Raw genomic sequence first — 18,943 nt, 5'->3', positions numbered from 1 at the left:
TGGCTGGAGGGAAGGGTCGCGGCCCGCCTCATGACTTGGTGGCGCCGCTGGTCAGGCCGGCCACCAGATGGCGCTGGACGACCAGGAAGACCGCCGCGGCGGGGACCGCGATGAGCACGGCGGAGGCGGTCAGCAGTCCCCAGTCGGACCAGTGCTGGCCGACGAACTGCTGCAGGCCGACGCCGAGGGTGCGCTTGTCCTCCTGCGACATGAAGACCGTCGCGTACGCCACCTCGCCCCACGCGGTCATGAAGCAGTAGAACGCGGTGACGGCCAGGCTCGGCCGGGCCAGCGGCAGGATCACCCGCCAGAACGTGCCGAACGGCGTCAGGCCATCGATCAGCCCGGCCTGGTCGATCTCCCGCGGGATGGAGTCGAAGTAGCTCTTCATCATCCAGGCGCAGAACGGCACCGCGATCGTCATGTACGCGACGATCAGCCCCGGAATCTGGTTGAGCAGCCCGAGCGCCGCCATCAGGTTGTACAGCGGGACGATGAGGATGGCGACGGGGAACATCTGGGTGATCAGCAGCAGCCACATGATCCCGCGCCGCCCCGGGAAGGAGAACCGGCTGAGCGCGTACCCGGTGGTCGAGGCGAGGAAGACGCCGAGCACGGTGGTCAGGCCCGCGGCCACCACCGAGTTGAGCAGCCAGACGGGGAACTCGGTCTCGCTGAACACCCGGGAGTAGTTCGTCAGCGACGGCTGGTTGAACAGCTCCAGCTCGGCCGACAGCCACCCGTCGCGCGGCTTCAGCGACGTCAGCACCAGCCAGACGACCGGGAACAGCGAGATGACGCTGGCCGCGATCAGGGTGGCGTGCAACAGCACGGACGCGAGAGGGCCGCGCCTGTCGCCTTGGCCGGCGACCGGGCGGGTGTTCACGGTGCTCACCAGACCTCCCCTTGCTTGCGCAGCGCGCGCCGGTAGACGCTGGCCAGCACGATGAGCAGAGCCAGGATGATCACGCCCCACGCGGCCGAGCCGGAGTAGTTGCGGACCCCCGTGAACGCCTCCCTGAAGGCGTAGGTGACGAGGATCTCCGTGTCACTGCCAGGGCCTCCTCTCGTGATGAGGAAGATCACGGGGAACATGTTGAACGTCCAGATCGTGCCGAGCAGGACGACCGTCGCCGACACCGGCCGCAGCATCGGCAGCGTGATGTGCCGGAAGCGCTGCCAGGGGGTCGCGCCGTCGACCGCCGCGGCTTCGTAGAGATCGGCCGGGATCGCCTGCAGGCCGCCCAGCAGGGCCACCATCATGAACGGCACGCCGACCCACACGTTGACCGCGATGACGGCCAGCTTGGCGGTGGTCGGGTCGTCCAGCCAGCCGACCGCGCCGAGGCCGGCGGCCTTCAGCATCGCGTTGATGACGCCGAAGTCGCTGTTGAACAGGTAGCGCCAGATGAAGGCGGCCACGAAGCCGGGGATCGCCCACGGCAGGATCAGCAACATGCGGTAGACCGAGCGGAAGCGCATCCGGCGGTGCAGCAGCATGGCCAGGCCGAGGCCCAGGCCGTAGTGCAGGCCGACGCAGGACACCGTCCAGATCACCGTCCAGGTGAGCTTGTCCCAGAACAGGCTGCTGGTCAGGATGTCGAGGTAGTTGTCCAGTCCGACGAACTCGTAGCTGGCCGGGATGACGTTGACGCCGATCGTCCGGCCGACGTTGGCCTCGGTGGCGTCGGTCAGGGACAGGTAGACGCCGCGCAGGAGTGGCCAGCCGATCAGTACGCCGATGACGACCAGCACCGGCGCGACCATGGCCCAGGCGTACCAGTGCCGCCCCAGGGCCCGCCGCAGCGGGCCCGGGGCGCGGCCGCCCCGGCGCCGGCCGTGATGGGCGCCGGCGCTGGGCGTGCTTCTCACACGTCCGGTCGAGACCGCCACGCTCAGCTCCAGGCCTTCATGACCTGCTGGAACTGCTGCTCGGTCTTGCTCAGCGTCTCCTCTGGCTTGGCTCCGCCGACGAGCCCCTGGAAGGCTTCGAGCAGAGGCTGGAAGAGCTGGCCGCCCTCGGGGATCCAGGGGCGCGGCACCGCCGTGTCCAGGATCGGCTTGAAGACCGCGACGTCCCGGTTGGCCTTGACCCTCGGGTCGTCGAAGCTCGACGAACGGGTCGGCAGCAGGCCCAGCTCACTGGAGACGGTGGCCAGCGAGGTGGAGGAGCTCATGAAGCGCAGGAACTCGTACGATGCCTCGATGTTCTTCGAACCGGCGTAGACGGCCAGGTTCCAGCCGCCGGTGGGGGCGCCGGCCTTGGCGGAGCCGGCGGGCACGGGGGCGATGCCGAGGTTCTCCTTGTCCTTGAACTCCTTGCCCTGGTAGACCTCCGACAGCGACCACGGGCCGTTGTAGATCATCGCGGTCTTGCCGTCCTTGAGCGCGGTCATCGCGTTGGCGTAGCTGTCCTGCAGCGCCGGCTTGGCCGCCGCGCCCGACGTGATGAGGTCCTGCAGCTCGGTCATCGCCTTGACGTTCTGCGGCGAGTTGACCACGACCTTCTTGTTCTGGACGTCCAGGAGGTCGCCGCCCTCGCCGTAGATGAACGGCAGGAGGAAGTAGCCGTCCACGTTCAGCGCCAGGCCGTTGGCGCCGGCCTTGGCCTTGACGTCCAAGGCGGTCTGCTTGAGCTCCGCCATCGTCTTGGGGGCCTCGTCGTGGCCGGCCTCCTTCAGCAGCCGCTTGTTGTACAGCAGCGCGAGCGTGTCGGTGACCTGCGGCACCGCCCACGTCTTGCCGTTGTACTTGGTGCTGCTCAGCGGGCCCGGCAGGTAGTCGGCCTCGTTGTCGACCGCGCGGGTGCCGTCCAGCGGTTGCAGGTAGCCCAGCTCGGCGAACTGCGACGTCCAAGCGACCTCGGAGCGGATCACGTCAGGAGCGCCCGTGCCAGCCTGGGCCGCGGTCTGGAACTGGTTCTGCGCCTGGTCGGAGGGGACGTTGACGTACTTGACCTTGATCTTCGGGTACTTGGCCTCGAACTCCTTGATCAGCTTCTGGAAGGTCGGGCCCTCACTGTCGGGACGGACGGTGTCCCACCAGGTGATCTCACCGCTGATCTGGGTCGGGTCCGCGGGGGCCGCGCTGGACGGCGCCGCCGAGGACGTGGTGCCGCCGCCACCGCCGCACGCACTGACCGCGAGCGCGAGTGCCGCGACCATCGTCACGGCTGAAAGGGCTTGCCGCATCTCTGTCTCCTCGTTTCAGGCCGGGGTTGAGGACACGCCCTGCGGTACCTCGCCGCCGGGGTCCTGGGAAGTGAGGAGGACGTTACGCGGCTGCAAGAAAAATTGAAAGACCTTTCATACAGAGACACTCTTTTCGTTATCTTTGCAGCAAGGCGTCAGATCATCACTCTATGTAGTCGAGTGATGCAGCTTTTCGGACATAGGACGCGCATCGGGAACATTCCGCTTGCGGCCGCCCAACCCAGTGGAGGGGCGCCGTTACGGGACGGTTGTTCGCGCCGGCTTCCGCCCGCAAGAGGGCACGGCGAAAGCCGGGACCTCGCGGGATCCGGCAGGGGTCAGCTGGTGGGAACGGCGGCGCGGACCGGAGCCGTCGAGCGGCGGACCACCAGCTCAGGGCGGTGCAACAGCTCCGCGCGAGGCGCGGGCAGGCCCTGGATCTCGTCCAGCAGGCTCGCGACGGCCGCCAGGGCCATGTCGCGGACCGGTTGCCTGATGGTGGTCAGTGGCGGGTCGAGGTAGGCCGTCATCGGCGTGTCGTCGAAGCCCACGACCGAGACGTCCTCCGGGACGCGAAGCCCGAGGTTGCGGGCGCCCCTGATCGCGCCGATGGCCATGATGTCGCTGCCGCAGCAGATGGCCGTGCAGCCGCGCTCCAGCAGCTGCTGCGCCGCGGACTGGCCGCCCTCGACGGTGTAGAGGGTGTTGACGACCAGCTCGGAGACGTCGGTGACGCCGGCGTAGGCGGCCATGCCGCGCTCGAATCCCTGCGTCTTGCGGATGGTCGGAACGAAACGCTCCTGCCCGACCGCGAGCCCGATCCGCCGGTGGCCCAGAGACACCAGGTGGTTGACCCCCATGTCGAGCGCGGCGACGTCGTCGTTGGAGATGAAGTGCGCGGGGATGTCGGGACGGAAGCCGTTGATGAGCACCATTGGCAGGCCCAGCTCGGCCAGCCGCACGTAGCGGGTGCGGTCGGAGCGCGAGTCGGCGTGCAGCCCGTTGACGAAGATGATTCCGGCGACGCCGCGCTCCAGCAGCAGGGTGGTGTAGTCGTCTTCCGTGACGCCGCCAGGAGTCTGCGTGCACAGCACGGCCGTGTAGCCCGACAACACCAGAGCGCTCTCTATGACCTGCGCGAACGCCGGGAAGATGGGGTTGTTGAGCTCGGGCAGGATCAGGCCGATCAGCCCGGTCTGGTTCTGCCGCAGCTTCAACGGACGCTCGTAGCCCAGCACGTCAAGGGCGGTGAGGACGGCCTGCCTGGTGTCGGCCGCCACACCGGGTCTGCCGTTGAGCACCCGGCTCACAGTCGCCTCACTCACGCCCGCTTGGGCGGCGATGTCGGCGAGGCGCATGGTCATGCCGGTGATTTTACCGTCTTCCCTTCCCACCATGACCCGCGCCTTTGCCCGCTTTACAAGCGGAAGCAGCACTCGGTGGCCTGCCGAGAGGAGCCGAACGCCTGACATGACGCCCTCCAGGGCGTCCGTCGTCCAGTTCCGTCCCTGCAACTGTCTTGCAAACTCTTGCAGAAGCTTCATCTCCTAGGTAGTTTCCGGGAACTAGTTGCGCACCCTGATCGCCCTCTGGAGGCCGCCGTGCCCCTGAACACCCCTTCTCATCGGTTACGCAAGCTCGGGCTGGCGTCCGCCTTCCTCGCGCTCCCCTTGCTCCTCCCCCTCACGCCACCCGTTCCCGCCCAGGCAGCCGCTCACCACCAGGCCGACACGGCGCCGTCCGCCCTTCAAGGGATGGGCGACCGCGAGCCGAGCGACCGGCAGCTGGCCAGACAGCGCCGCGACCTCCCGCTGAGCCGCGAGCGGTTCTACTTCGCCATGACGGACCGCTTCGCCAACGGCACTCCTGGCAACGACCGTGGCGGGCTGTCCGGCGACCGACTCGCCACCGGTTTCGACCCCACCGACACCGGTTTCTACCAGGGTGGAGACCTCGCGGGGCTGATGGCCAGGCTCGACTACATCAAGGGCCTGGGCACCACGGCGCTGTGGATCACACCGGCGTTCCGCAACCGTCCCGTGCAGGGGACGACGGCCGGCTACCACGGCTACTGGATCACCGACTTCACCTCCATCGACCCCCATCTCGGCACCAACGCCGACATGAAGAAGCTGGTCAAAGAGGCGCACCGGCGCGGGATGAAAGTCTTCTTCGACATCATCACCAACCACACCGCCGACGGCATCGACTACAAGGAGAAGCAGTACGGCTACCGGTCCAAGGCCGCCTATCCGTACGTCGACGCGACGGGCAAGCCCTTCGACGACGGCGACCACGCCGACGGCTCGAAGCCGTTCCCGAAGGTGGACGAAGGGGCGTTCCCGTACACGCCCGTGCCCGTGGACGGCGTCGTCAAGAAGCCCGCGTGGTTGAACGACGTCACCATGTACCACAACAGGGGCGACTCCACCTTCGCCGGGGAGAGCTCGCAGCACGGTGACTTCTCCCAGCTCGACGACCTGTGGACCGAGCGGCCCGAAGTCGTCCAAGGGATGATCGACATCTACCGCACGTGGGTGCGGGAGACCGACATCGACGGCTTCCGCATCGACACCGCCAAGCACGTCAACATGGAGTTCTGGGAGCGCTTCTCCCCCGCGCTGCACGGCTACGCCGCCAAGCTCGGCAACGAGCGGTTCTTCATGTTCGGCGAGGTGTACTCCAGCGACCCGTCCGAGACCAGCCGCTACTCCACCCGCGGTGGCATGGACGCCACTCTGGACTTCCCGTTCCAGGAGGCCGCGCGGTCGTACGGCGGCGGCACCGCTGACGCGAGCCGCCTGTCACGCCTGTACGCCGCCGACGACTCCTACACGGACGCCGACTCCGACGCCTCCAGCCTGCCCACGTTCCTCGGCAACCACGACATGGGCCGCATCGGCCGCTTCCTGGCGCAGGACAATCCGGGCGCGAGCGACGAGGAGCTGCTGCGCCGGGACCTGCTCACGCACGAGCTGATGTACCTGACGCGCGGTCAGCCGGTCGTCTACTACGGTGACGAGCAGGGCTTCACCGGCAAGGGCGGCGACAGGGACGCGCGGCAGCCGATGTTCGCCTCGAAGGCGGCGTCCTATCTGTCGGACGACCTGATCGGCACCACGTCCACGCACGCGACGGACAACTACGACACCGGCCACCCGCTCTACAAGGGGATCGCCGCCCTGGCCCGGCTCCGCGACACCCACCCGACCCTGGCCGACGGCGCGCAGATCGAGCGCCTCGCGCAGGGCGGCGTGTACGCCTTCTCCCGCATCGACGCCGGGCGGCGCGTCGAGTACGTCGTCGCGGTGAACAACGCCGAGCAGCCGGCCAAGGCCGCCATCCCCACCTACACGGCGGGCATGAGCTTCACCAGGCTGTACGGCACCGGTCCCGACGTTCTGCGCGCCGACGCCGGGCGCGTCCTCACCACCACCGTCCCGCCGCTGTCGGCCGTTGTCTACAAGGCGGCGCGTCCGCTCGACGCGCCCGCCGCGCGCCCGTCCATCGCCCTCGAACTGCCGGGCGCCGAGATCCGCGGCGCCGACGGCGACGGTCGCGTCGAGATCAAGGCGACCGTTCCCGGCACCGGCTTCGACCGCGTCACCTTCGCCGCGAAGGCCGGCTCGGGACCGTGGCGGGTGCTCGGCACCGACACGGCGCCCAACGGGCGCACCTTCCGCGTCTTCCACGATCTGACAGGGCTGCGGGCGGGGACCCCCGTCATCTACAAGGCGGTCGTCGAGGACTCCGCGGGACGGCTGGCCTCGGCCAGGGCCTCCGCCGTGGTCGGCCCCGAGCCGCAGGCGCCGGAGCCCGGGGCGGCGCGGCGCGATTGGCTGGTGGTGCACTACGCGCGGCCGGGAGGCGACTACGACGGCTGGGACCTGGAGGTCTCAGGCGACGTCGCGCAGCCGAGCGCCGCGCCGCTCACCGGCCAGGACGCGTTCGGCCGCTTCGCCTGGATCAAGCTCCGGGAGAACGCCGCGAACGTCACCCTGACCGTTCGCGGCGCCGACGGAGCCGACGGGGCTCCACGCACCGTCAATCCGGCGCGGAACGGTGAGATCTGGCTCGTCCAGGGCAAACAGGACGTGCACGTCTCCCGGGCCGCCGCCCAAGGGTTCGTGACCATCCGCTACAACCGGCCGGACGCGGCCTACACCGGCTGGGGCCTGCATCTGTGGGGCGAGGGCCTGGCCGACGGCGCGGCCACGCAGTGGAGCGAGCCGCGCGTGCCCGACGGAACCGACGCGTTCGGGCTGTACTGGCGGGTCCCGGTGCGTGACGCGGATGTGCCGGTGAACTTCGTGATCCACCGCGGCGACGCCAAGGACCCCGGGGGCGACCAGTCGGTGACGCCCGGCCGTCAGGCGGAGGCGTACGTGAACTCGGGTTCCGAGCAGGTGCATCCTTCGGAGGCCGCGGCTCGTAACACCATGGTCCTGCACTACCGGCGACCCGGCGGCGACTACGACGGCTGGGGGCTGCACCTGTGGGGTGACGTCCGGCAGCCCACCGAATGGTCGGCGCCGCTGCGACCGGCCCGGTACGACGCGTTCGGCGCGGTCTTCGAGGTGCCGCTCACCGAGGGTGGCAAGAACGTGAGCTACATCCTGCACAAGGGCGACGAGAAGGACCTTCCCGACAACCAGTCGCTGGATGTGGCGACCACCGGTCACGAAGTGTGGCGCTTGGCCGCTTCGCCGGGCGACGTCCTGCCCCAGCCGCCGGCCCGCGTCGCCGACGTGGACCTCGACAAGGCGGAGGCACACTGGATCGACCGCTCCACCATCGCGTGGAACGTCCGGCCCGGATCCGCGCGCCAGTACACCCTGGCGTTCGCCCCGGACGGCATCGGCCACGACAAGGGCGAGCTGACCGGCGACTACCGCATCATCCGCCTGGTGCCGGGCGCGCTCACCGACGAGCAGCGGGCCGCCTGGCCCGAGTGGGCCTCCTACGCCGCTCTCCGCGTGGATCCGCGTGACGAGGACCTGATCGACCAGGCGCGCCGCGGCCAGGTCGTGGCCGTGGAGCGCGACGCGCAGGGGGCGCTGCTGACCGCCCGAGGCGTCAGCCTCGCCGGCTAGCCCGGACCCATCGCCACGGGCTGGGCGTCGACCGCCCAGCCCGTGGACGTGACCTCGTTCCATGGAACGGGGCTTCGGCAGGCAAGAAGTGCGACAACATCCTGCGATTCACTCTGCGCCTTTTCGGAATCGCAGGCGCCACCCTTACTTCTGTCCCCGCTGCTGGCGACCTCTTCCCTTCGCCACCTTTCGCCGACCAAAGTTCAATCGTCCTTCCGCCCATTGCAAGATGCGGCACCAAGGGAAACTCATTTCAGCTCGTCAGCGTGATCTCCCTTTCTGACCTGCGGGAATTATTGCAAGAGTGTTGACAGTAAGGCGAAGTTGGCCACAGTCTTTTGCCCGTAGAACTCCCTTGCGCGCAGCACGTGCGCCTTTCCTTTATCTTCCCCGGAGGCCGGTCGATGACGGCGGACAGTGACGCCCCGCATTTAGTGAGTGAGAAGAATCCCTTGCCCGGCGACATCGTTCTCAGGTCACCGCGCGCCTGGGCTCCTCACCTTTGGTGGATCGCCCTGCTCGGAGGCGGGGGCGGAGCCGCGTTCGTCTGGCTGGCCACGCCGCACGGCCGGGAGATCCAGGCGGCGTGGCAACTCGGCCTCAAGCTGTTGGCGTTCGCCTGTCTGTGCTGCGGGATCGCGTTCTTCCCATGGGCATCGCGGCGCCTGTACTGGCTGCTGTACGTCCCGCTCGTCTTCTTCACCGGCTACGTGCTCCCCAGAATCAGCTACTTCTACTACGGCGACACCGCCCGCGTGCAGGGTGACGGCTTCTACACGCACCTCTACCTGCTGCTTTATCCCGGGATCGTGCTGAGCGTGGCCGCGGCCTACCGGCTGGGGGGCGGAAGCCCCGGAAACTGCCTCAAGATCGCGGTGAACGGCGTCCTCATCGTGTTCTCCGGCTTCCTCGACATCATGTGGCAGCTGGTGAACCCCATCCCGATCCCCGAACGTATCGACGCCCCCCACATCGCGGTGTTCACCGGCGGCCCCATCTCTTTCGGCGCGACGATCCTGTTCGCGCTGGCGCACGTCCCGATCGTCGTCGGGGTCGCGCTGCTCCCGCTGGACCGGTGGATCGATCGCCTGCTGGGACTCGCGTCCTCCGCCCGGGTGCGATGACCGGCCTCGTCGTCGGAACCAGCCCACCCGTTCACCCGAAGCCAGAGGAGGTGGAACCATGCTGACCTTTCCCCGCGGCCTCCCGACCTCTACCCGCACCGTCGATGTCTCCGTGGCGGCGCCCGCCTACAACGAGGCGGACACCATCGCGGCCGTGGTCACCGAGTGGCGGGAGTACTTGGAGCGGCATCCGTCGGTCGGCGAGTGGGAGATCGTCGTCTGCGACGACGGCAGCGTTGACGCCACGAGCGCCGTCCTGGCCGGGTTGTCGTACGACTGCCCTCAGCTGGTGGTCGTCACGTTCGAGCACAACCGCGGGGCGGGCGCCGCGATCGCCGCCGCCATCGCCCGCACCCGGTTCGACTGGGTCGTACTGCTCGACTCCGACGGGCAGTTTCCCATCGCGAACCTCGACCGCGTCCTGCCGAGGGTCCAGGCAGGGGAGGCCATGGCGTTCTCCGGTGCCCGGATCAGGAAGGCCGACGGCCTGGCGTACCGGTGGGGGTCGGCAGCCAGCGGCGCGATCAGCAACCTGCTGCACCGCACGCGCTACCGCGACTTCAACTCGGTCTTCAAGGTGGTGCACGGCCCGCTGTTCCGGGCGCTGCCGCTGGAGGCGGGCGGGATGAACTGTTCGACCGAGATCACCGCGCGGGTCGCCGAGATCGGCCACCAGTGGGTCGAGGTGCCCATCGAACATCGGGAGCGCGGCAGCGGCCGACGCGGCTGGCGGTTCTGGCGCGGCGCGTGCGACCGCGCCCTGTTCGTCGCCTATCTCGGCTACCGCCATTGGTTGCTGCGCCGAGGCGTCCTACGCACTGCCTCTGGCCCCGAGGAGGCGGGATGACCGTGGAACACCTCGAAGGAGCAGCCGCGGTGCTGTTCAGCGGCGGCCGCGGCGGGTCCAGCATCGCTCGTGGACTCGTACGAACGCCCGGGACCACCCTGTCGGTGGTGATCAACGGGTACGACAACGGGTCGTCCACCGGGATGCTCCGGCGCTACCTCCCCGGCATGCTGGGGCCGTCGGACTTCCGCAAGAACCTCCTGCTTCACCTCGACGCCGGCATCCCGGCGCAGGCGGCCATGATCGCCCTGCTGGAGCACCGGCTACCGCCGGGGGCGACCTACCACGACCTCGCCGCCATCGTCCGCGCGCTGGCGGCCCGGGAATCGGCGGAGGGTTCCCCGAGCGACGGCATCGGCGGTCATCAGGACCGGCGGATGTTCGCCGCGCTGCCGGCCCGGACGCGTGCCGAAGCGGTACGGGACCTGTCGTTCATGACGGGCCGGCTCGGCCGTGACCCCGAGGAGCTCGCCCTCGCCGGCTGCGCGCTGGGCAACCTGCTGTTCGCCGGGGCCTACCTGCGATTGGGCGAGGACTTCAACGCCGCGGTCCGCGCGTGCGCCGCGACCTTCCGGTCACCCGCCCGTCTGCTCAACGTGACGAACGGCGAGAACGCCTACCTGACCGCCCTCAAGCAGGACGGCCGCATCCTCACCGACGAGGCCGACATCGTCGCCCCTCAGTGCGACACCGCCATCACCGACCTGTACCTGCTGCGCGAGCCGGTCAGCCCGGAGCGCCGCGCCGAACTCCAGGCACTTCCCGCCGAACTCGTCCGGCCGGTTCTGGCCGGCGCGGCGGCCGAGGTGACGCTGAACCCCGAGGCGGACCACGCGATCCGCGACGCGGACCTCATCGTGTACGGTCCCGGGACACCGCACTCCTCGCTGCTGCCCACGTATCTCACTCCCGGCGTCGCGGACGCCGTCTCCGACAGCCGGGCCGCCGCCAAGGTCTTCGTCGTCAACATCCACGACGACCACGACGTCCAGGGGCTGGGCCCGCGTGCGCTCGTGCGGCGCACCCTGTCCTACTTGGGCGATCCGTACAACGAGCGGCGCACGGTGACCCACGTCCTGTGCCATCGGGCCACGTTCGCCGGCGCCGTGGACGGCGGCGGCTGGGAAAGGGCGCGCTGGATCGTGACGGACCTGGAGGATCCCGAGCGCCCAGGCGTGCACTGCGGCCGGCGCACCCTCTCCGCCCTCGCGGGCGTCGTGGGCACGACCGCCGGCGAGACGGCCCTGGTGAGGACCGTATGAGCGTGGTCCGCGTCCGGACGGACGTCCTGTCCACCGACGTGGCGAGGCTGGTCTCCACCAGGCGAGTCTGGCTGTGCGACCTGGACGGCACGCTGGTGGACTCCTCTCCCGTCCACGAGGCGGCCTTCCGCGAGGCCCTCGCCGAGATCGCACCGGAACTGCTTACCTCCTTCAGCTACGGCGACCACGCGGGGGCCGGCACACGCGAGGTGGTGACCACGCTGGGCGCGGCCCCCGCGGACGCCGAGCGCCTGATCCGGCGCAAGCAGGAGCTGTACCGCGAACGCGTCGAGGCCGGCATGGTGACCCTCCTTCCCGGCGCCCGCCAACTCCTGGAGCGCCTGACCCGCACCGGCCGCACGCTCTACCTGGTCACCAGCGGCAGCCGTGAGTCGGTGCGGCGGGTGTTGTCGGCCGGCGCCCTGACCGGCTGTTTCCGAGCGGTGCTGACCTCCGACGAGGTCGCTTGCGCCAAGCCCGACCCTCGGTTCTACCTGCACGCCTGCCGGCTGTGGTCCCTCGACCCGGCCGACTGCCTCGTGCTGGAGGACTCCGCCCACGGGGTGGCCTCCGCCCTCGGCGCCGGGCTGGTGACCCTCCAGGTCCACGCGGCCCTGCCCGCTCAGGGGGCCCTGCCGGTACGGCATCTGGACCAGCTCATCCACCTCATCGACGCGGAGACGGACGACCGTGAGTGACCTGCGTACCTGTGCGGTGATTCCGGCGGCCGGGCAGGGCAGCCGCCTCGGCACGGGAATCCCCAAGATCATGCTGGAGATCGCCGACGGTGTGACCGTCTGGTCCCTGCTCCTGCGCCGCCTGCGGCCATGGGTCGAGCACATCCACGTCGTGCTCTCCCCCAGCGGAGAGGGCCCGTTCCGGCGGCTCGCGGCCGAGGAGATCGCCCGCGGGCAGGTCACCGTGAGCGTCCAGGCCACGCCCACCGGCATGGGCGACGCCGTCTTCGGCGCGGCCCCGTACTGGCTGGGGTACGACGCCATCCTGGTGGTCTGGGGCGACCAGGCGAACGTGTCGACCGCGACGCTCGGACGGGTCGTGCGCGCTCATGCGCGGACGGCCTCGCCGGACCGGCCGGGACTCGTCCTCCCCCTGGTCCCGCTGCCCGACCCGTACGTCGAGTACGAGTACGACGCCGCGACCTCCAGGCTGCTGCGCGTACGGATGTCCCGCGAGGGCGACCGGTGCCGTCCGGGCGGGCTCGGCGACGTCGGCGTCTTCTGTCTCGGCACCCGCGAGCTCACGGAGGCATGGAACCGGTTCCTGGCAGACGCCGTTCCCGGGGCGGTCACCGGCGAGATCAACTTCCTGCCGTTCCTCACCTGTCTGTCCCGGCAGGGCCGGCCGGTGACCGCGGTGCCGGTCGGCGACCCGGACGAGGCGCGCGGCATCAACACTCCGGCCGACCTCGAGTTCGCCCGGACGGCCTACCTGCGGCGGGCGGACTGATGGACCGTCCGAGCCGGATCTACGCCGTCTGCTCAGAGGTTCCCCCGGAGATCGTGGGAGGTCTCGGGCGGTACGCCGAGAGGATGACGGCCCCTCTCGGCGAATCCGGAATCCCCATCGAGGTGCTGGGGGCCGCCGGGCGGCGCCGGACCCCCCGGACGGAACGCTCCGGCGACCTCACGCTGCACAGGCTGACCTCGGCCGGCCTGGGCCTCGTCGGGAATCCCCGTCTTCCTCGGCCCCTGCGGCTGCTGGGCAGGACGGCCGGGCTGCTCGTGTTCAACCTGCGCGCCGCCGCACGCATCCTGCGCTCCGAGGCGGGCCGCTCCGGGCCAGGACGAGCCGGAGCGGTCGTCGCGGTGCACGACTGGATGAGCTGCCCGGCCGGGATCCTGTGCCGGGTGCTCGGCCGCCTGCCGGTCGTGTTCCACGTGCACACCCGCGAACTCAACGCGGCTCCGGGACGGCGTCGCCCCCGGCACGCCCTCGTCCTCGACGCGCTGGAGACGGCCCAGGCCCGGCTGGCGCGCCTCATCGTGGTGCCGAGCGCCGCGATGCGCGACGAGCTGACGGCCAGGGGCTGGCCGGCCGACCGGGTGCGCGTCGTGCCGCACGGTTTCGAGGATCCCGAGCTCCTGCGGCTGGCGGCCCTGCCCGAGGAGGAGCGCGACCGGATCCGCTCGGAGGTCCGGCGCCGCTACCTGCCCGGCGGCGAGGGCCGGCTCGTCGTCTTCGCCGGCCGCCTGTCGTCCCACAAGGGCGTCCACACCCTGGTACGTGCCGTACCCCGGCTCGTCGAGGAGCACGCCGGCACCCGGGTCGTGCTCGTCGGCGCCGAGCTCCCGCAGACCGACGACGCCGCCGTGCTGGCCCGGGTGATCGAGGAGACCGGCACCGCCGCCCACGTGGTCGCGGGGAACCGGTTCCTGCCGTCCACCGAGGTGTTCGCGCACTTCCTCGCCGCCGACGTGTGCGTCTTCCCCTCCGTGTACGAGCCGTTCGGCCTGGTCGCCGTCGAGGCCATGGCACTGGCCCGGCCTGTCGTCGTCGGTCCCGGCTACTCGCCGGAGGTCGTCGGCGACGGGGCGCTGCGCTGCGGCCACGACGATCCGGACGAGCTGGCCGCGCTCCTGCTGGGCTGCCTCGGCGACCCACAGGGCTCGGACCGGCTCGCCCGGCGCGGCGCGGCGTACGTGCGGGAGCACTACAGCTGGGCCCGGACGGCCGAGCGTACCCTGGCGGCGTACGGCGAGGCGACGCGGTGACCCCGGCGCGGACGGCGACCAGCGTGCCCGCGCGGGTCGCCAGGCTCCTCGCCGCCCAGGGCCGGCCGGTGGGACCGGCTCTGGTGAACGCCTTCGCCAGCGGGATCTCGGCGGCGACCACACTGGCCGTGGCCTGGGGGCTCGGCGCCGCCGCCTTCGGCCGGTTCACGGTGGTCCTGTCGATCGGGTTGATCGTGGTCGTCCCCATGGTGATGGGCCTGCACTTCGTGATGTACCAGGAACTGCCGCGGGCCGAGCCCGCCGACCGCCCCGCCCTCGTGACCACGGCTCTGCTCGCCACGCTGGTGCTGGGGATCGTCCTGTGCGTCGCGGGGCTGACGGCCGCTCCCGTCCTGACCGCCGTGTTCGGCGTCGACGTCCCCACGCTCTGCTTCGGGCTCGCCCTGGCGCTGTCCCTGACGGCCGCGTACCTGACCGAGAGCTTCCTGCGCGGGCTCGGAAGGTACGCGCTCACCGCCGGCCTGAAGCTCGTCGTGGCCGTCGCCTACCTCGGCACGTCGGCGTACTGCCTGCTCGTCCCCGGAATCGGGGACGCCTACCTCTACCTCACCTGCCTCATCGCGTCGAACGTGCTCTTCGCCGTCGCCGCCACGGCGGGTTTCCGGGTCGTGCCGCGCCTCTGGTCGGCGGCGCTGGCGCGCACGCTGTACCGTCACGGCGCCTATCTGACCGCACTCACCGCCCTCACCACCGTGCTGTTCGGCGTCGACGTGATCTTCCTGAACCACTGGGCGGCCCAGGCGGACGTCGGCGTCTACTCGATCTACAACAACTTCCCCAAGCGGCTGCTGGGGGTGCTGTTCACCGACGGCGTCGGCCTGGTGCTGCTCCCCACGCTGGCGACCATGCACAAGCCGACGGCCTTGCGGCGCATCGGCCGCCTGTCCCCGGCCGTCTTCGCCGTGACCGCGCTCGTCTCGTTCGCGGCCAGCGCGGTGTTCTTCCTGCTGCTGCGTGCCGACTACCCCTACTCGCCGGGGCTGATGGCGCTCTCGGCCGTGGGGATCGGCGTCCACACCGTCTTCAATCTGTACTCGCTCGCTCTGCTCATGGACGGGGTGCGAGGGGCCAGGGCCCTCATCGTCGCCCAGGTCGCGGGCGCTCCCCTCGTGCTCGGCTGCCAGGCGGCGCTCATCGCCTGGCAGGGCCTGGCCGGCGGGCTGTGGGCGTTCGCGCTGTCCAACCTCGTCCTGGTCGCCCTCATCGTCGCCGTCTGCCGGCTGACGTACAGCCGGGCGGAGACCGTGGACGCCTGCCCCGCCCCGGAGACGTCACCATGAGGATCGCCCAGATCATCACCCAGTTCCCGCCCAACATCACGGCCGGACTCGGCCGCTACATCGAGGAGATCACCCCTCATCTGGCGGCCCGTCACCGGCTTGCCGTGTTCACGCTCAACGACGGCCGCCTCCCGGTGCACGAGCGGAACGGCGGGGTCACCGTGTATCGGCCCATGAGCCGCGTCCTCGGCGCGCTCGGCCGCCGCCGACGCCTCAACCGCACGCGCGGCACGGACGTCGTCCTGCTCGTGCTGACGGTCGTGACGAGCAACTGGCGGTACTTCCTGCGGCTGTGGCGCGCGGGGCGGGACGGGCGGCCCGACCTGGTCGCCGTCCACGACTCGACGAACTTCCTCGCCGGCCTGCTCTGCCACCATGTCCTGCGGCTCCCTGTGGTGCTCCACGTCCACACCACGGAGTACGGGGTGCACCGCGGGCGGAGCGACCTCGCGGGCGCGGTGTTCGCGGCGATCGAGCGGTGGCTGGCGCGCGTCGCCCGGCGCGTGATCGTCCCCACGCCCGAGGTCCGGGAGCAACTGGCCGCCTCCGGCTGGGATCGGGCGTCGATCGACGTCGTGTGCCTGGGTGGCACCTTCGAACGGCTTCTGGCCACCGGCGGCGCCCGGGACGGGCTTCGTGCAGGCGGCAAGGCCCTGCGCGCCAGGCTCGGGATCCCCGCCGGGGACCCCGTGCTGCTGTTCGTGGGCCGCCTCGAACGGCAGAAGGGCATCTACCAGCTGCTGGAGGCCATGCGGCCGATCGCCGCCGCCGTCCCGGGGCTGCGGCTGGTGATCGTCGGGGAGGGTGACCACTCCGGGGTCCGGCGGATCGTCGCTCAGAGCGGGCTGGACGGGCGGGTGCTCGACTCCGGCGGCTGGGTGGACCGCCAGGAGTTGCTGGAGTACTACGAGATGGCCGACGTCTGTGTCTTTCCCTCCCTCTTCGAACCGTTCGGCCTGGTGGCTACCGAGGCCATGGCGATGGCCAGACCGACGATCCTCGGCCATGGCTTCTCCAAGGTCTTCCTCGGCGACCCGGATCGGCCCGCCGTCCGGTTCGTACGCGCCGATGAGCCTGGCGACATCTCCCGTACGGTGATCGAGGTCATGACCGATCCGGACCTGCGCCGGGCACTGGCCGAGCGCGGCGAGCGGCTCGTCCGCGAGCGGCTGAGCTGGGCCCGCGCCGCCGACGAGACGCACGCGGTGTACAAGGCCGCCTTGCGCCCCGTCGTCTCGGACAGGTGAACCTCTCCCCCGAACAGAGCCATAGCAAGGACTTGCGACAGCAACGTTGCGGACCCCTCTGCGGTCACCGCAAGAGCTTTCCACGCTCTTTGCAATGATCCACAATTACCTCTTCGGCTTCACGCGGACCGCTTCTTTCCCGTTACTTTTAGTCATCGACGCGCGCGGATGTCCGCGAAAAAGCGGACACTTGATAGCAATAGTGGCGAGATAGACCGAGAGACATTCTGGAATTCTCTGCAAAGTATTGCAATCCGGATGGCCACTGAGTAACTTCCAGGCAACACCTAGGAAACCTGAACATGGAGGCCCCTACGGTGTGCCCGTCCCCCACCCCTCCGAGGGCGCCGCCCCCCTCCCCCAACGCCCACGATGTACGGGGCCGGGCGGCCAGTTCGTCTCCGTGTTCCGTTCTCAAGCACTCCGCAGCGGCGCGGAACGAGGACGACACCACATCGTCACGGCGGCTCGTGTCGTCGAGCCGAAACAACCCGTACGCCTCTCGGCAGGCGTTTCGCATGGAAGCGGGCCAGGTGTTCGCCCACCCGGCCCGCCCTCACGGGATCCCGTCCTCAATCTGGAGACCCCCACCATGAGACTGTACAAAGCAATCGTTGCGGGCGCGTTAAGCGCGGCCGCGGTGGCGGCCACCGCCGTGGCGCTGCCGGTTCTCACCGAGGAGCCCGCCAACGCCGCCTCCGGCCCCGGCGTCACCGTCAACCTGTGGAACTGGAACTGGAAGTCGGTGGCCAAGGAGTGCGCCGACGTCCTGGGACCGGCCGGCTACGGATCGGTGCAGGTGTCCCCGCCGTCCGATTCCATGTCCAAGGGAGGCTCGGTCTGGTGGGACATCTACCAGCCCGCCCGGTACGACCTGACCAGCAAGTTCGGTGACCAGGACGCGTTCAGGAAGATGATCGACGCCTGCCACGCCGCGGGCGTGAAGGTCCAGGTGGACACGGTCATCAACCACATGACCGGGCAAGGCTCGACGAGCTACGGCGGCTACGGCTTCAGCAAGTACGACTACCCCGGCCTGTACTCCTCCCAGGACTTCCACCAGCCGGCCTGCGGCATCAACGACGCCGACTACGGCAACAACGCCTGGCGGGTGCAGAACTGCGAGCTCGTCGGCCTGTCGGACCTCAACACCGGTTCCGACCACGTGCGCGACCAGATCGCCGCGTACCTGAACAAGCTGATCGACCTGGGCGTCGACGGCTTCCGTATCGACGCCGCCAAGCACATGAGCCCCGACGACCTCGCGGCGATCAAGTCCAGGCTCAAGGGGTCGCCCTACATCCACCAGGAAGTCATCTACGGCCAGAACGAGGCGGTCCAGCCGAGCCAGTACACCGGCGTCGGCGACGTGGACGAGTTCGTCTACGGCCGCAAGCTCAAGGAGCAGTTCACCGGCCAGATCAAGTCGCTGCAGACCTTCGGCCAGAGCTGGGGCCTGTCGGTGGGCAGCGACAAGGCCATGGTCTTCGTGGACAACCACGACACCGAACGGGGCGACTCCACGCTCACGTACAAGTACGGCGCCACCTACAAGCTGGCCAACACGTTCATGCTGGCCTGGCCGTTCGGCAAGCCCAACGTCTACTCCTCCTTCACCTGGAACGACAGGGAGGGCGGACCTCCGTCGGCCAACGGCGGGTTCGTCACCGACACCGACTGCTCCAACGGCCGCTGGACCTGCTTCGACCGCGAGATGTCCGGCATGGTGGGCTTCTACAACGCCGTCAGCGGCACCTCCGTCGGCAACTGGACCGACAACGGGAGCAACCTGATCGCCTTCAGCCGCGGCGACAGGGGCTGGGTGGCCATCAACAACGAGAACAGCGGCGTCACCCGCACCTTCACCACCGGCCTGCCCGCCGGGACGTACCCCAACGTCGCAGGCAGCGGCTCGGTCACCGTGAACGCCGGCGGCACGGCGACGGTCACCGTGCCTGCCAAGAGCGCCGTCGCCATCCGAGTCGGCACCTCGCCCTCGCCGACCGCGACCCCAACCCCGACGCCGACCCCGACGGGCGACAGCACCGCGACCGTCTTCTACAAGACGAGCTGGAGCACCGCCAACATCCACTACGGCATCGGCGGCACCTGGACCACCGTCCCCGGCATCGCCATGGACACCGCC

The 18,943-nt window shown here is 69.8% G+C and carries 14 protein-coding genes; 10 read left to right on the top strand and 4 right to left on the bottom strand.

The annotated features are described in order from the left end of the window. Positions 1 to 28 precede the first annotated feature (28 nt). The 4 genes from ACWEJ6_RS37005 to ACWEJ6_RS36990 form a co-directional block, all read right to left on the bottom strand. Positions 29 to 895, bottom strand: coding sequence for a sugar ABC transporter permease (locus tag ACWEJ6_RS37005; RefSeq protein ID WP_020544420.1), 867 nt, complete (start codon positions 893 to 895; stop codon positions 29 to 31). Continuing rightward, the gene (locus ACWEJ6_RS37000; RefSeq protein WP_246649785.1) at positions 892 to 1,872 is read right to left on the bottom strand and encodes a carbohydrate ABC transporter permease; all 981 of its coding nucleotides are present in this window, start codon (positions 1,870 to 1,872) and stop codon (positions 892 to 894) included. The genes ACWEJ6_RS37005 and ACWEJ6_RS37000 overlap by 4 nt, the downstream gene beginning before the upstream one ends. 23 nt (positions 1,873 to 1,895) lie before the next feature. After that, positions 1,896 to 3,191, bottom strand: a complete 1,296-nt coding sequence (locus ACWEJ6_RS36995) for an extracellular solute-binding protein (protein ID WP_026214588.1) — start codon at positions 3,189 to 3,191, stop codon at positions 1,896 to 1,898. A 338-nt stretch (positions 3,192 to 3,529) separates the two neighbouring features. Continuing rightward, complete coding sequence (locus ACWEJ6_RS36990; protein WP_020544423.1) at positions 3,530 to 4,555, bottom strand: LacI family DNA-binding transcriptional regulator; 1,026 nt, start codon at positions 4,553 to 4,555, stop codon at positions 3,530 to 3,532. 390 nt (positions 4,556 to 4,945) lie between these two features. On the opposite strand from ACWEJ6_RS36990, the gene ACWEJ6_RS36985 reads away from it, so the two are divergent. The 10 genes from ACWEJ6_RS36985 to ACWEJ6_RS36940 form a co-directional block, all read left to right on the top strand. Continuing rightward, on the top strand, positions 4,946 to 8,284 hold the full coding sequence (locus tag ACWEJ6_RS36985) for an alpha-amylase family glycosyl hydrolase (protein ID WP_452429853.1): 3,339 nt from the start codon (positions 4,946 to 4,948) through the stop codon (positions 8,282 to 8,284). A 404-nt stretch (positions 8,285 to 8,688) separates the two neighbouring features. Beyond that, on the top strand, positions 8,689 to 9,408 hold the full coding sequence (locus ACWEJ6_RS36980; protein WP_157383170.1) for a hypothetical protein: 720 nt from the start codon (positions 8,689 to 8,691) through the stop codon (positions 9,406 to 9,408). Between the two features lie 58 nt (positions 9,409 to 9,466). Further along, positions 9,467 to 10,255, top strand: a complete 789-nt coding sequence (locus ACWEJ6_RS36975) for a glycosyltransferase family 2 protein (RefSeq protein WP_020544426.1) — start codon at positions 9,467 to 9,469, stop codon at positions 10,253 to 10,255. Further along, entirely contained in the window at positions 10,252 to 11,517 is a 1,266-nt protein-coding gene (locus ACWEJ6_RS36970) for a 2-phospho-L-lactate transferase CofD family protein (RefSeq protein WP_020544427.1), read from the top strand. The genes ACWEJ6_RS36975 and ACWEJ6_RS36970 overlap by 4 nt, the downstream gene beginning before the upstream one ends. Then, a complete protein-coding gene (locus ACWEJ6_RS36965) occupies positions 11,514 to 12,215 on the top strand; it encodes an HAD family hydrolase (protein WP_020544428.1) in 702 nt (233 codons plus the stop codon). Before ACWEJ6_RS36970 ends, ACWEJ6_RS36965 begins: the two co-directional genes overlap by 4 nt. Continuing rightward, entirely contained in the window at positions 12,208 to 12,984 is a 777-nt protein-coding gene (locus ACWEJ6_RS36960; protein ID WP_246649784.1) for an NTP transferase domain-containing protein, read from the top strand. The genes ACWEJ6_RS36965 and ACWEJ6_RS36960 overlap by 8 nt, the downstream gene beginning before the upstream one ends. Next, the gene (locus ACWEJ6_RS36955) at positions 12,984 to 14,249 is read left to right on the top strand and encodes a glycosyltransferase family 4 protein (RefSeq protein WP_020544430.1); all 1,266 of its coding nucleotides are present in this window, start codon (positions 12,984 to 12,986) and stop codon (positions 14,247 to 14,249) included. Before ACWEJ6_RS36960 ends, ACWEJ6_RS36955 begins: the two co-directional genes overlap by 1 nt. After that, positions 14,246 to 15,550 carry a lipopolysaccharide biosynthesis protein gene (locus tag ACWEJ6_RS36950; RefSeq protein WP_452429849.1) on the top strand — a complete coding sequence of 435 codons (1,305 nt, stop codon included), beginning with the start codon at positions 14,246 to 14,248 and terminating at the stop codon, positions 15,548 to 15,550. Before ACWEJ6_RS36955 ends, ACWEJ6_RS36950 begins: the two co-directional genes overlap by 4 nt. Beyond that, complete coding sequence (locus tag ACWEJ6_RS36945; RefSeq protein WP_020544432.1) at positions 15,547 to 16,797, top strand: glycosyltransferase family 4 protein; 1,251 nt, start codon at positions 15,547 to 15,549, stop codon at positions 16,795 to 16,797. The genes ACWEJ6_RS36950 and ACWEJ6_RS36945 overlap by 4 nt, the downstream gene beginning before the upstream one ends. Positions 16,798 to 17,389: 592 nt before the next feature. Next, a partial coding sequence (locus ACWEJ6_RS36940; RefSeq protein ID WP_452429846.1) for an alpha-amylase family glycosyl hydrolase occupies positions 17,390 to 18,943 on the top strand: 1,554 nt, incomplete at its 3' end.

The organism is Nonomuraea sp. NPDC004702 (assembly GCF_053601695.1).
The sequence above is the reverse complement of the archived record's forward strand: the minus strand, read 5'-3'. Positions and strand labels throughout refer to the sequence as shown.

What these genes read in the sequence shown, in the direction of transcription:
- ACWEJ6_RS36995 (WP_026214588.1), bottom strand. Translation starts at nt 3,191, where the DNA reads ATGCGGCAAGCCCTTTCAGCCGTGACGATGGTCGCGGCACTCGCGCTC.
- ACWEJ6_RS36990 (WP_020544423.1), bottom strand. Translation starts at nt 4,555, where the DNA reads ATGACCATGCGCCTCGCCGACATCGCCGCCCAAGCGGGCGTGAGTGAG.
- ACWEJ6_RS36985 (WP_452429853.1), top strand. Translation starts at nt 4,946, where the DNA reads ATGGGCGACCGCGAGCCGAGCGACCGGCAGCTGGCCAGACAGCGCCGC.
- ACWEJ6_RS36980 (WP_157383170.1), top strand. Translation starts at nt 8,689, where the DNA reads ATGACGGCGGACAGTGACGCCCCGCATTTAGTGAGTGAGAAGAATCCC.
- ACWEJ6_RS36975 (WP_020544426.1), top strand. Translation starts at nt 9,467, where the DNA reads ATGCTGACCTTTCCCCGCGGCCTCCCGACCTCTACCCGCACCGTCGAT.
- ACWEJ6_RS36970 (WP_020544427.1), top strand. Translation starts at nt 10,252, where the DNA reads ATGACCGTGGAACACCTCGAAGGAGCAGCCGCGGTGCTGTTCAGCGGC.
- ACWEJ6_RS36965 (WP_020544428.1), top strand. Translation starts at nt 11,514, where the DNA reads ATGAGCGTGGTCCGCGTCCGGACGGACGTCCTGTCCACCGACGTGGCG.
- ACWEJ6_RS36955 (WP_020544430.1), top strand. Translation starts at nt 12,984, where the DNA reads ATGGACCGTCCGAGCCGGATCTACGCCGTCTGCTCAGAGGTTCCCCCG.
- ACWEJ6_RS36945 (WP_020544432.1), top strand. Translation starts at nt 15,547, where the DNA reads ATGAGGATCGCCCAGATCATCACCCAGTTCCCGCCCAACATCACGGCC.